This window comes from Homoserinimonas sp. (assembly GCF_056262345.1).
In genome coordinates this window covers 1-11410 of sequence record NZ_JBACFR010000054.1, presented here as the reverse complement: position 1 = coordinate 11410, position 11410 = coordinate 1, and the positions used below count along the sequence as shown (strand labels likewise).

At 64.6% G+C, this 11410-nt stretch carries 11 protein-coding genes and 1 pseudogene; 7 read left to right on the top strand and 5 right to left on the bottom strand.

Features of this window, described 5'->3' with window-relative positions; translation table 11 throughout:
- The coding region (rmuC, locus tag AC062T_RS02735) for a DNA recombination protein RmuC (protein ID WP_476027158.1) at positions 1-475 on the top strand (475 nt) is incomplete at its 5' end.
- Between the two features lie 16 nt (positions 476-491).
- Here the strand turns inward: rmuC and glpX are convergent.
- Complete coding sequence (glpX, locus tag AC062T_RS02730) at positions 492-1463, bottom strand: class II fructose-bisphosphatase (RefSeq protein WP_476027164.1); 972 nt, start codon at positions 1461-1463, stop codon at positions 492-494.
- A 184-nt stretch (positions 1464-1647) separates the two neighbouring features.
- On the opposite strand from glpX, the gene fbaA reads away from it, so the two are divergent.
- Positions 1648-2673, top strand: coding sequence for a class II fructose-bisphosphate aldolase (fbaA, locus tag AC062T_RS02725; RefSeq protein WP_108517409.1), 1026 nt, complete (start codon positions 1648-1650; stop codon positions 2671-2673).
- A 75-nt stretch (positions 2674-2748) separates the two neighbouring features.
- Here fbaA and AC062T_RS02720 read toward each other — a convergent pair whose 3' ends face one another.
- Positions 2749-3378: a DUF6264 family protein gene (locus tag AC062T_RS02720; protein WP_476027155.1), complete on the bottom strand. Its 630-nt coding sequence runs from the start codon at positions 3376-3378 to the stop codon at positions 2749-2751.
- Positions 3375-4457: a 4-hydroxy-3-methylbut-2-enyl diphosphate reductase gene (locus AC062T_RS02715; protein WP_476027162.1), complete on the bottom strand. Its 1083-nt coding sequence runs from the start codon at positions 4455-4457 to the stop codon at positions 3375-3377. The genes AC062T_RS02720 and AC062T_RS02715 overlap by 4 nt, the downstream gene beginning before the upstream one ends.
- Positions 4458-4678: 221 nt before the next feature.
- Between AC062T_RS02715 and xseA the strand changes: the two are divergent.
- From xseA to AC062T_RS02690, 5 genes and pseudogenes are all read left to right on the top strand, one after another.
- Positions 4679-5990, top strand: a pseudogene (gene xseA / locus AC062T_RS02710) (exodeoxyribonuclease VII large subunit).
- Positions 5983-6198 (top strand): exodeoxyribonuclease VII small subunit, encoded by a 216-nt coding sequence (locus AC062T_RS02705; protein ID WP_108519038.1) that lies wholly within the window; start codon positions 5983-5985, stop codon positions 6196-6198. The pseudogene xseA and the gene AC062T_RS02705 overlap by 8 nt, the downstream one beginning before the upstream one ends.
- Positions 6198-6845, top strand: a complete 648-nt coding sequence (locus AC062T_RS02700; RefSeq protein ID WP_476027153.1) for a DUF4245 domain-containing protein — start codon at positions 6198-6200, stop codon at positions 6843-6845. The genes AC062T_RS02705 and AC062T_RS02700 overlap by 1 nt, the downstream gene beginning before the upstream one ends.
- A gap of 41 nt (positions 6846-6886) precedes the next feature.
- Positions 6887-7477 carry a carbonic anhydrase gene (locus tag AC062T_RS02695; RefSeq protein WP_476027160.1) on the top strand — a complete coding sequence of 197 codons (591 nt, stop codon included), beginning with the start codon at positions 6887-6889 and terminating at the stop codon, positions 7475-7477.
- 58 nt (positions 7478-7535) lie between these two features.
- Positions 7536-8939, top strand: coding sequence for a class II fumarate hydratase (locus tag AC062T_RS02690; protein ID WP_476027151.1), 1404 nt, complete (start codon positions 7536-7538; stop codon positions 8937-8939).
- A 112-nt stretch (positions 8940-9051) separates the two neighbouring features.
- Here the strand turns inward: AC062T_RS02690 and AC062T_RS02685 are convergent, their stop codons facing one another.
- Complete coding sequence (locus AC062T_RS02685; protein WP_476027149.1) at positions 9052-9810, bottom strand: DUF6199 family natural product biosynthesis protein; 759 nt, start codon at positions 9808-9810, stop codon at positions 9052-9054.
- 40 nt (positions 9811-9850) lie between these two features.
- Complete coding sequence (locus tag AC062T_RS02680) at positions 9851-11329, bottom strand: PhoH family protein (RefSeq protein ID WP_476027147.1); 1479 nt, start codon at positions 11327-11329, stop codon at positions 9851-9853.
- Positions 11330-11410: the final 81 nt, after the last annotated feature.

Sequence of the window (11410 nt, the reverse complement as noted above, 5' to 3'; positions counted from 1 at the left end):
GGTGATCGCCTTTATTCCCAGTGAGTCCCTCGTATCGAGCGCCCTCGAAGCCGACCCTTCGATCATGGACTACGCGTTCTCCAAGCGCGTTGCCCTCGCCTCTCCCGTAACCCTGTGGTCCGTGCTCAAGACGGTCGCGTTTAGCTGGCAGCAGGATGTGCTCACGGCCGACGCGAAGCAGTTGTTCGATCTGAGCAAGGAGCTGTATGCCCGCCTGAGCCGGCTCTCCGACCATGTCGAGAAGCTCGGGCGGTCGATTGAGCGAAGCGTGAAGGATTACAACTCGTTCGTCGGCTCGCTCGAACGCCAGGTGCTGCCCAGCGCCCGCAAGCTCGGCGCCCTCGACGAATCGAAGGTGCTCGGCACGCTGCCCGGTATCGAAGAGACCCCACGCCTGCTTACGGCGTTCGAACTGACGTCAACTACAGACGACGACACCGATCCGGTGCCGACTCGGCCAGAACTCGTCTCCTAGCGCGCAGAACTGGTGGTTACTCTTCGAGCCACTTCGAAACGAGGTGATCGGCAGAAACTCGGCGAATCGTGCCGGAATGCGAGCGAAGAACGATGCTCTCGGTGCGGATGATCGGCCCGAGCCTGCGAACGCCCGCCACCATCTCGCCGTCGGTCACGCCGGTTGCCACAAAGAACGTGTTCTCGCCGCTGACCAGGTCATCGGCTTCATACACGTGGTCGAACTTGAGACCGGCGTCGAGACCCTTCTGGCGCTCGTCGTCCGTGCTCGGCACGAGGCGTCCCTGAATGAACCCGCCGAGCGCCTTGATGGCGGCGGCGGTTGCGACTCCCTCGGGGCTTCCGCCTACTCCGACGCACATGTCGATGCGGCTTTCATAGCGCGCAGCGTTGATGCCGCCGGCGACGTCACCGTCGAGCATGAGTCGGGTGCCGGCTCCCGCTTCGCGGATCTCCTCGATGAGCTGCGCGTGACGCGGGCGGTCGAGGACGGCGACGCGAAGCGCCGAAACATCCTTGTCGAGCGCCTTGGCCAGAGCACGGATGTTTTCACCGATGGGCTTGCGGATGTCGATGACACCTCCACGACCGGCGGCACCCGTAACGATCTTGTCCATGTAGAAGACCGAAGAAGCGTCGAGCATGGTGCCGCGATCTGAGACGGCGATCATGGAGATCGCGTTCTGCCGACCCGCTGCGGTGAGAGAAGTGCCGTCGATCGGGTCGACCGCAATGTCGCAGGCTGGCCCGTTGCCGTTGCCGACGTGCTCGCCGTTGTAAAGCATGGGCGCTTCGTCTTTTTCGCCCTCGCCAATGACGACTACACCGTCAAAATCGACGGTGCCGAGAAACTTGCGCATGGCATCGACGGCAGCGCCATCGGCCTTGTTCTTGTCTCCGTGACCGATCCAGGGGTACGCGCGGATCGCGGCGGCCTCTGTTGCCCGCACGAGCTCCATGGCGAGGTTGCGGTCAGGATGCTCGATCATGGTGCGGTCGGAGTCGTTCACACTGGTCCTTCACTTGCGAAGCGGATTCTGCAGGCGGCGGGTGCCGCGGTGGTCAGTCTATCGAGCCTCACCCACTCCCCTTGGCGGAGGGATGCTGGCTAGACTTTGAGCCGTTCCCGTTCGTTTTGCCGTTCGCTACATCGTTCCGCCAAAAGGAGACGCAATGCCCATCGCCACCCCCGACCAGTACGCCGAGATGCTGGACAAGGCTAAGAAGCAGGGCTTTGCCTACCCAGCCATCAACGTGTCGTCCTCGCAGACGGTCAATGCCGTGCTGCAGGGTCTCACAGAGGCGGGTTCTGACGGCATCATCCAGGTCTCCACCGGCGGTGCCGACTACTGGGCCGGTCATTCAGTGAAGAACCGCGCATCCGGAGCTCTCGCGTTCGCCGCATTCACGCGCGAGGTTGCCAAGAATTACCCCATTACTGTGGCACTGCACACGGACCACTGCCCCAAGGATGCTCTCGACGGCTTCGTTCTGCCCCTGATCGAGGCCAGCGAGGAGTCGGTTCGCAACGGTGGCGAGCCGATCTTCCAGTCCCACATGTGGGACGGTTCGGCCGTGCCGCTCGGAGAGAACCTTGAGATCGCCAAGACTCTCCTCCCCCGCATGAAGAACATCAACTCGATTCTCGAGGTTGAGATCGGCGTTGTCGGTGGCGAAGAAGACGGCGTGAGCCACGACATCAACGAGCACCTGTACACGACGCTCGACGACGCCATTGCTACCGTCGAGGCTCTCGGCTTCGGCGAGCAGGGCCGCTACATGGCCGCGCTCACGTTCGGCAACGTTCACGGGGTGTACAAGCCCGGCAATGTGAAGCTGCGCCCGGAGCTGCTGCGCGAGATTCAGGATGGCCTGAGCGCCAAGTACGGACGCGACGCCCTGCCTCTCGACCTCGTGTTCCACGGCGGGTCTGGTTCGACGGCAGAGGAGATCGCCACTGCGGTCGCCAACGGTGTCGTCAAGATGAACATCGACACCGACACGCAGTATGCGTTCAGCCGTTCGGTGGCCGACACCGTGTTCAAGAACTACGACGGGTTCCTCAAGGTCGACGGCGAGGTCGGCAACAAGAAGGTCTACGACCCGCGCTCCTGGGGCAAGAAGGCCGAATCGGCCATGGCCGCCCGTGTAGTCGAGGGCGCCCAGCAGCTTGGCTCAGCCGGCAAGTCAGGTTCCTAAGCAGCAAACACAAGATGGGGCGGCCGCGCTATGCGCGACCGCCCCATCTTTGCGTAGTTGCAGATGCCCGCAGCGCTACGGCATGAACGACGGGTTCGACGCCACGTAGTCCGCGAAACCGGGGTCTGCGAGAAGAGCGGCCATCGACACGGCAAGCACGACAAGCGCGGCGATCGCCCCAGCGACCAGCGGAATCCACCACGTGATGCGATTGCGGCGCAGCGATGCGAACGATGCCCACGCGGTGAAGAGCCACAGCACCGCCTGGGTGATTGCGGCGGCGAGCCCGAGCGAAGCGGCGAACTGCCCCTGGGTGTAGTCGCCGATGCCGTACTGCTCAAAGACGGTGTTGAGCCCCTCAGCGAGCGAAAGCAATCCCGGTGTCGTCGTAATCACGGTGACCAGGCCAAACGCGAGAAGCGCAAAGGTGACGAAACGGTCGACAGGATGCCGCGGGCGGCTTGCCGCTGCGGGCGCTGCGGGAGCACCACCGGCAGAGGGCGTCATTGCCGCTTGCGATAGCCCGGCGGCGTGAGCGACGCGGGCAGGCTCTGAGGACGCAGTCGACGCTGCGGGCGTCGGAGCTGTGAGCGAGGCGAGGTACTTGCGGTATTCCTCGATGGTCATGCCTCGCGCCTGCGCGACCTCCTCGGGAGTGGCGTATGCGCCGTAGGCGGGCCGTGGTCGGGCGGCGTTGTCACTCATGGGGTTTGCCAATCTAGTTTGCGGGTGCGGCCACCGAGGCCGCGAGCATCCGGCTGCCCTGAGACATCGCGCCGAAGCTCCTTGGGTAGGGAGAACATGAGGTCCTCCTCCGCGGTGACAACCTGGTCGACATCCCGGTATCCGGCGAAGGCGAGGTCGGCGAGTACCTGCTGCACGAGAACCTCGGGCACGGAGGCTCCTGAGGTCACGCCGACGGTGGCAACGCCATCGAGCCACTCCTGCCGAATCTCGCTGGCATAGTCGACTCGGTAGGCGGCCTTGGCCCCATATTCGAGGGCGACCTCAACGAGGCGAACACTGTTGGAGCTATTGGATGATCCGACGACGATGACCAGGTCGGCATCCTCTGCCACCTTGCGCACGGCGACCTGGCGGTTCTGGGTCGCGTAGCAAATGTCGTCGCTCGGCGGGTCTTGAAGATGGGGGAACCGCGCACGAAGAAGGCGCACCGTCTCCATGGTCTCGTCAACACTCAGGGTGGTCTGCGAAAGCCAGACGAGCTTGTCGGTCTCTGGCACGATCAGCGTGGCAACGTCGTCGGGGCTATTGACCAGGGTTGTGCGCTCGGGGGCGTGGCCCATCGTGCCCTCAACCTCTTCGTGACCGGCGTGACCGATCAGCAGGATGTGAAAATCGTCTCGCGAGAATCGGGTCGCCTCACGGTGCACTTTGGTCACGAGTGGGCAGGTGGCGTCGATGGCTTCGAGTTCGCGATCCTTCGCACCCTGAACGACTGCGGGTGAGACGCCGTGGGCGCTGAAAACAAGGTGGGAGCCACGGGGCACCTCGTCGACCTCGTCGACAAAGATTGCGCCCTTCTGCTCAAGGGTCGAGACAACGTGAACGTTGTGAACGATTTGCTTGCGCACATATACGGGCGCGCCGTAGTGTTCGAGGGCTTTTTCTACCGCGACAACAGCGCGGTCGACTCCCGCGCAATAGCCTCGAGGAGCGGCAAGAATAACCCGCTTTGCCCCGGCAACGGGCTCGTCGCAAAGTTGTTCCCGACGGACGGGAACAACAGGGTCGGCGATGGCCTGAAGACGGCCGTTAGTGATCGTGCTCACCCCGCCAGTCTAGGCCGCTGGCCTGCCGAGTCCCTGTGCCTCGGCACCGCGCCAGGTGCCTCTCCTCCCGGGCGCGAAACCCGCCGCCTCGTTCACGGCAGCCGCCCGCCGCTCGGCATATCTGTCGGCGCCCGACAGTATTCTTGAAAGCGCACACGATCAGCACAGCCGCGGCAGCATCATCCGAAGCGCGCCAGCCCCACAGAGGACACATCATTCCCGACACCGAAGCCCTGCCAACGGTCGATACGCCGTGGCCGGTGAGCCTGCTCTCCACCAAGATCAAGGGGTGGATCGAACGGCTCGGCGCGGTGTGGGTCGAGGGCGAAATCACGCAGTGGGGCGTCTCCGGCGGCACCGTCTATGGCAAGCTCAAAGACCTCGATGTCGACGCGACCGTGAGCTTTACCATCTGGTCATCTGTGCGCTCTCGCGTGCCGGCCGATCTCGGTCAGGGCGCCAGGGTGGTCGCCCTCGTCAAGCCCAACTACTGGGTTAAGGGCGGCACGCTCACGATGCAGGTGCTCGAGATGCGCCATGTCGGCCTCGGCGACCTGCTCGAGAGACTTGAGCGGCTGCGTCAGAAGCTTCGCTCCGAGGGGTTGTTCGACGCCTCACGAAAGAAGGCGCTCCCGTTCTTGCCAGCCGTCGTGGGTCTCGTCACCGGCAAAGATTCGGATGCCGAAAAAGACGTGCTGCGCAACGCCCAATTGCGCTGGCCTGCGGTGGAGTTTCGCGTCGCCCACGCCGCGGTGCAGGGCGACCGCGCGGTCACCGAGGTCATCGCCGCGATTCGCCGGCTCGACTCCGACCCCGAGGTTGATGTCATCATCGTCGCTCGCGGCGGCGGCGACTTTCAGAACCTCCTCGTCTTTAGCGACGAAGCGCTTGTGCGGGCCGCCTCCGATGCCATAACCCCTCTCGTCAGCGCCATCGGGCACGAAAACGATCGCCCCCTCCTCGACGACGTTGCCGATCTGCGCGCATCAACGCCGACGGATGCCGCCAAGCGCGTTGTTCCCGACGTCGCAGAGGAGATGAGCCGCGTGCAGCAGGCCCGCGCGCGCATCGGGATGCGCCTCACCTCCCGAATCTCCACGGAGATCGACAAGATCGAGCAGCTGCGCACACGGCCCGTGCTCTCCTCTGGCGACTGGATTATCGACACTCGTTCAGACGAGCTGGGGCGCTGGGTCGGCCGCAGCCGCGAACTTGTCGAGCTGCGCCTCGAACGTTCACAGGCGGCCGTGGGTGAGCTCGCATCGCGTCTCCGAGCGCTATCCCCTCAGGCCACCCTCGACCGCGGCTACGCGATAGCGCAGATGCCAGACGGCTCCGTTCTTCGCACGGCAGACGATGCCACGGTCGGCGGCGCGCTCACGCTCACACTCGCTCGCGGCTCCGTAGGCGCAGAGGTGACCTCAACGTCGCCCGAGCGAGCATCCGCCCTCTCCCCCACGACCCCCGACAGCGAGCAGCCCCGCAGCAACGGCAGCTCGAAAGGTAGAATCACACAGTGACTAACACACCCCCCACCGATGTGGCGGCCCTGAGCTATGAAGAGGCCCGCGACGAACTCGTCCAGGTGGTCTCTGCACTCGAACAGGGTTCGTCGACACTCGAAGAGTCTCTCGCCCTGTGGGAGCGAGGCGAGGCCCTCGCCGCCCGCTGCGAGGAATGGCTCATCGGCGCAAAAGCGCGGCTCGATGCAGCGCGAGCGGCGGCAGAGTAGTGGCACGCACCCCAGAGCGCGGTCCTCGTATCGTCGCCGAGCTTGGCAGAGCAGAGACTCCAGAAGAAACAGCGGCCCGCAAGGCCGCGACCTCCAAGAACCACCGCGAGAACCAGACGACGCTCAACCTTCTCGTCGCCCTTGGCATCTCGCTCATCGTCGTGCTCATCATCGTCGCCGTCGTGGTCAGGCCGGATGCCCCGCCCGCCGAGCCTGTCGACTACCAGACCACCGCGTCTCAGATTCAGCCGCAGTTTGACGAGACCATCGTCAGCCCAGAGCTCGGCGATGGCTGGCGGGCGAACGCTGCCCAACTCGAGAACGGCGCCGACGGCATCTCGTCGTGGTACGTGGGCTTCGTCACGCCGTCCGACAACTTCGCCGCTATGACGCAGGGCATCGACGCCAACCCCACGTGGCTCGCAGCCCAGCTGCGCAACGGCTTTGCCACAGGCACAGTGACGATCGCCGGGATCACCTGGGATGTCTACGATCGGCGGACCGCCGAAGACCCCGGCAACCTTGCCTACGCGCTCACCACAACCGTCGGAGAGAGCACAATCGTTCTCTTCGGTACCGCCCCTAACGAGGAGTTCACGGAGCTTGCCGAGGCCGTGGCTCAAGAACTGGAAGGCTCATCCCGGTGACATCAGCAGCTCACAAGACGCCAGCGCGGGCATGGCAAGAAATGGTCAGGGGCAACGAACGCTTCGTTGCCGGAACACCCAACCACCCCCGCCAGGATGTCGAGCGACGCGAGGAGCTTCTCGGAGCCCAGTCCCCCGATGTCGCCCTCTTTGGCTGCAGTGACTCCCGGCTCGCTGCCGAGATCATCTTCGACAAGGGCCTCGGCGACCTCTTCGTGGTGCGAAATGCCGGTCAGATTATTTCGGATTCGGTGGTCGGCAGCCTGGAATACGCGGTCGCCGTGCTCCACGTTCCCCTGATCGTCGTGCTCGGTCATGACGAGTGCGGTGCGGTTCGCGCCGCGATCGACTCGCAGGAGACCAGGGCGCCCCAGCTGCCCCCACACATTCACTCGCTCATCGAGCGCATTACCCCGGCGGTGCTGCGGGTTCGACGCAGCCTCGACCCTGGAGAGCGCCCCGACGCCACCGAGGTCGGCCGCGAGCATCTGCGCGACACCGTGCGCCAGCTCATCGAATCCTCCGAGCTCATCAGCGACGCCGTCGCCGCCGGTACGCTGGCTATCGTCGGCGCAAACTACCGGCTTCTTGAGGGAACCGCTGTGCCCGACGTCATCGTTGGTGCGGCCTGACACCTCTTCCGCTTTAGCCTCACCACAACATCCGTGAACAGAAAGAGATGACAGCGCCGTGACCGCACAGCCTGAGTACCGCATCGAGCACGACACCATGGGAGAGGTCCGCGTCCCGATCGACGCCCTCTACCGCGCCCAGACGCAGCGTGCCGTAGAGAACTTCCCCATTTCGGGCAAGGGCCTTGAGCCCGCCCAGATCGCGGCGCTCGCCCGCATCAAGAAGTCAGCGGCAATCGCCAACAAGGAGCTCGGCGTGCTCGACGCGGCCATCGCTGACGCGATCGTGTTCGCTGCCGACGAGGTCATCACGGGCCAGCACGACGCTCACTTCCCCGTCGACACCTACCAGACCGGCTCCGGCACGTCGTCGAACATGAACATGAACGAGGTTCTCGCGACGCTGGCCACCCGCCACCTCGGCGCAGACGTGCACCCCAACGACCACGTCAACGCCTCGCAGTCGTCCAACGACGTGTTCCCGACCTCCGTGCACGTCGCCGTGACGCAGGCCCTGATTCACGACCTCGTGCCCGCCCTCGACCACCTCGCAAAGTCCCTGGAGAAGAAGGCCGAGCTGTGGAAGACCGCCGTCAAGGCTGGTCGCACGCACCTCATGGACGCCACCCCCGTCACGCTTGGCCAGGAGTTCGGCGGCTACGCCCGCCAGATTCGCCTGGGCATCCAGCGCGTTGAGGCTGCCCTCCCCCGCGTCGCCGAGGTTCCCCTCGGCGGCACCGCGGTCGGTACCGGCATCAACACCCCCGCGGGATTCCCCCAGAAGGTCATCGCGCTGCTCGCCGCCGAGACCGGGCTGCCCATCGTCGAGGCAGAAGACCACTTCGAGGCTCAGGCCAACCGTGACGCCCTCGTCGAGGCATCCGGTGCGCTTCGCACGATTGCGGTTTCGCTGACCAAGATCAACAACGACCTGCGCTGGATGGGCTCCGGCCCCAACACGGGTCTTGGCGAGCTCCACATCCCCGACCTGCAGCCCGGATCGTCGATCATGCCCGGCAAGGTCAACCCCGTCGTTCCCGAGGCCGTTCTCATGGTCTCTGCTCGCGTTATCGGCAACGACGCGACGGTCGCCTGGGCCGGCGCTTCGGGCTCCTTCGAGCTCAACGTTGCCATCCCCGTCATGGGCACCGCCCTGCTGGAGTCGGTGCGCCTTCTCGCCAACGCGTGCCGCGTGCTCGCAGACAAGACCATCGACGGGCTCGAGGCCAACCTCGAGCGCACGACGGCTCTCGCCGGGATGTCGCCCTCGATCGTGACACCGTTGAACAAGATCATCGGATACGAGGCCGCAGCCAAGATCGCGAAGCACTCGGTCGCCAAGGGCATCACGGTGCGCGAGGCTGTTATCGACCTCGGTTACGTTGAGCGAGGCGAGCTCACAGAAGAGCAGCTCGACTCTGCCCTCGATGTGCTCTCGATGACGGTGCCGCCCACCGCATAATCGTCACCACATAAGCGGGGGAGGCGCCGAATCGGCACCTCCCCCGCTTATGTGTTTCTCCGAGAAGCCCGCCGCAGCTCAGCTGCGATGCTGACGTCACGTCGCCGCTGGGTTACTTGATCTCGGCGATTCTCGTCATCGACGAACCGTCGAGGTTCTGCACGTCACGCTCGCCCACGTCGGCACCCAAGTTGATGGGGATCAGCAGCGACGGTCCGACCATCGCGTCGCCGGAGCAGTACCCGTTGCCGGGGTGGGCGGAGCCGACCGCCTCAGGGATCGCCGAGAAGATGCCGATCTGCACGGTGGTCTCGGTTTCGATGACCACGGCCTCCATGGGGGCACACTGCGACTTGACGCGCACGTTGACGACCAGCTCGGCGCTGTCGAGCGCCGCGAAGCCGAGGCTCGGGTCCCCGCCGAGAATGTTGTCGTCGGAACCGGGTGGGTCGTATTCCTTGAGGAACGCAAGATAGCGCGGGCGATGGTTCACATTGTCGACGATCTGGTAGCCCAGGATGTCTTCGGCCGCGAGAGTCGGATCCGCTGTGTCGCTCCCCATGATGATGCGGTTCACCACAACCGGCTCTGGCGCGTTTCCCCACATCTTCTGGAGCGCAGTGACCGGCGGTTCTGGGGCGGGCAGCGCTTGAACATAGGTGATGCCCGTCACGGTGCCGACCGTGATGAACGTGGCAACGCCGATGCCACAAATGATGCGCTGCGCGCCATAGGCCGCCGCACCCGGCTCTGCAGCCTCTCGGTCACGTCGCATCCAGGATGCGAGCACACGCCATTGAGATCGCGGCCAGAAAAGGCCCCACACGAAGAACACCGCGAACAGTGCCGCCGCAAAGACCAGAAAACTCACCCTTTGACTCTAGAGCGTGTGGGGCCCTGTGACCTCCGAACTACCCCAGCTCGGTGGATTCCAGCATCTCGGTTACGAGGGCGGCGATGGCGCTGCGCTCCGATCTCGTGAGCGTCACGTGACCGAAGAGGTTCTGCCCCTTGAGCGCCTCGATCACCGAGGCGACCCCGTCGTGTCGCCCCACCCGCAGATTGTCTCGCTGCGCGACATCATGGGTGAGCACAACGCGGGAGTTCTGACCGATGCGGCTGAGCACCGTGAGCAGCACATTCCGTTCAAGCGACTGGGCCTCGTCGACGATGACAAAGGCATCGTGAAGGGAACGACCCCGAATGTGCGTGAGCGGCAAGACCTCGAGCAGCCCCCTCTCCAGGACTTCGTCGAGCACGTTCTGCGAAACGACGGACCCCAGGGTGTCGAAAACGGCCTGGGCCCACGGGTTCATTTTCTCGCCGGCATCGCCGGGCAGGTAGCCGAGCTCCTGCCCTCCCACGGCATACAGCGGCCGGAACACCATGATCTTGCGGTGTTGCTGCTTCTCCAACACTGCTTCGAGCCCCGCGCACAGGGCGAGGGCAGACTTGCCGGTGCCAGCGCTGCCGCCGAGCGAAACGATGCCAATCTCGGGGTCGAGAAGCATGTCGATCGCGAGCCTCTGCTCGGCCGAGCGGCCATGCAGCCCAAACACCTCTCGGTCGCCGCGAACGAGACGCAGCTCTCCCCTGGCCGTGATGCGACCCAAAGCCGACCCGCGGTCGGAGTGAAGCACGAGCCCTGTGTTGATGGGCAGGTCGCCAATGGCTCTGGTCGAGAGCCGCTCCCGGTCATAGAGCGTAGCCATCTGATCTGCCGTCAGGGTGACCTCGGCCATGCCCGACCATCCTGAGTCCACGGCCATCTCGGCACGATATTCCTCCGCCGCAAGACCGACGGATGCTGCCTTGACTCGCAGTGGAAGATCTTTGGAGACCACGGATACGTCGAGACCCTCAGCGGCGAGATTCATGGCCACCGCAAGAATGCGCGAGTCGTTATCCCCCAGTTTGAGCCCCGAGGGGAGGGCATCCATGCTCGAGTGGTTTAGCTCGACGCGGAGAGACCCGCCGCGACCCACTTCGATGGGAAAATCCAGGCGCTCGTGTTTGATTCGTAGCTCGTCGAGCAGCCGGAGCGCCTGACGGGCAAAGTAACCGATCTCTGGGTCGTGCCGCTTCGCCTCAAGCTCCGCGATAACAACGACCGGCAGAACGACGGCATGCTCGGCGAACCGAAACATCGCCCTCGGATCGGCCAGCAAGACCGAGGTGTCGAGCACGTAGGTTCGCACCGCCTGTGACGACCCGGAACGCGAGCCGGAAGTCGGCCCCGCAATCGGCTGCTGGATTGACTGGAATGACTGGGCCACGAGCGCTCCGTCCCCGGGCAAGGATGCCCGGTTTGTACTCGGCGACACGGCCACTGCCCGCAGCACGGGCGACGCTCGAAACGATCGTTCGTGGCCGTTTCGATCAGGCGCCATACCTGATGAACCTGACGTTACGACGCTAGCCCGCCGAGGTCTAGAACGACACGCGGACTAAAAGTTACGGGCAGGTTACTG

Bases quoted from the DNA above. Each gene is read 5' to 3' on its own strand.
- glpX (WP_476027164.1), bottom strand. From the start codon at position 1,463: ATGATCGAGCATCCTGACCGCAACCTCGCCATGGAGCTCGTGCGGGCA.
- fbaA (WP_108517409.1), top strand. From the start codon at position 1,648: ATGCCCATCGCCACCCCCGACCAGTACGCCGAGATGCTGGACAAGGCT.
- AC062T_RS02720 (WP_476027155.1), bottom strand. From the start codon at position 3,378: ATGAGTGACAACGCCGCCCGACCACGGCCCGCCTACGGCGCATACGCC.
- AC062T_RS02695 (WP_476027160.1), top strand. From the start codon at position 6,887: ATGGTCAGGGGCAACGAACGCTTCGTTGCCGGAACACCCAACCACCCC.
- AC062T_RS02680 (WP_476027147.1), bottom strand. From the start codon at position 11,329: ATGGCGCCTGATCGAAACGGCCACGAACGATCGTTTCGAGCGTCGCCC.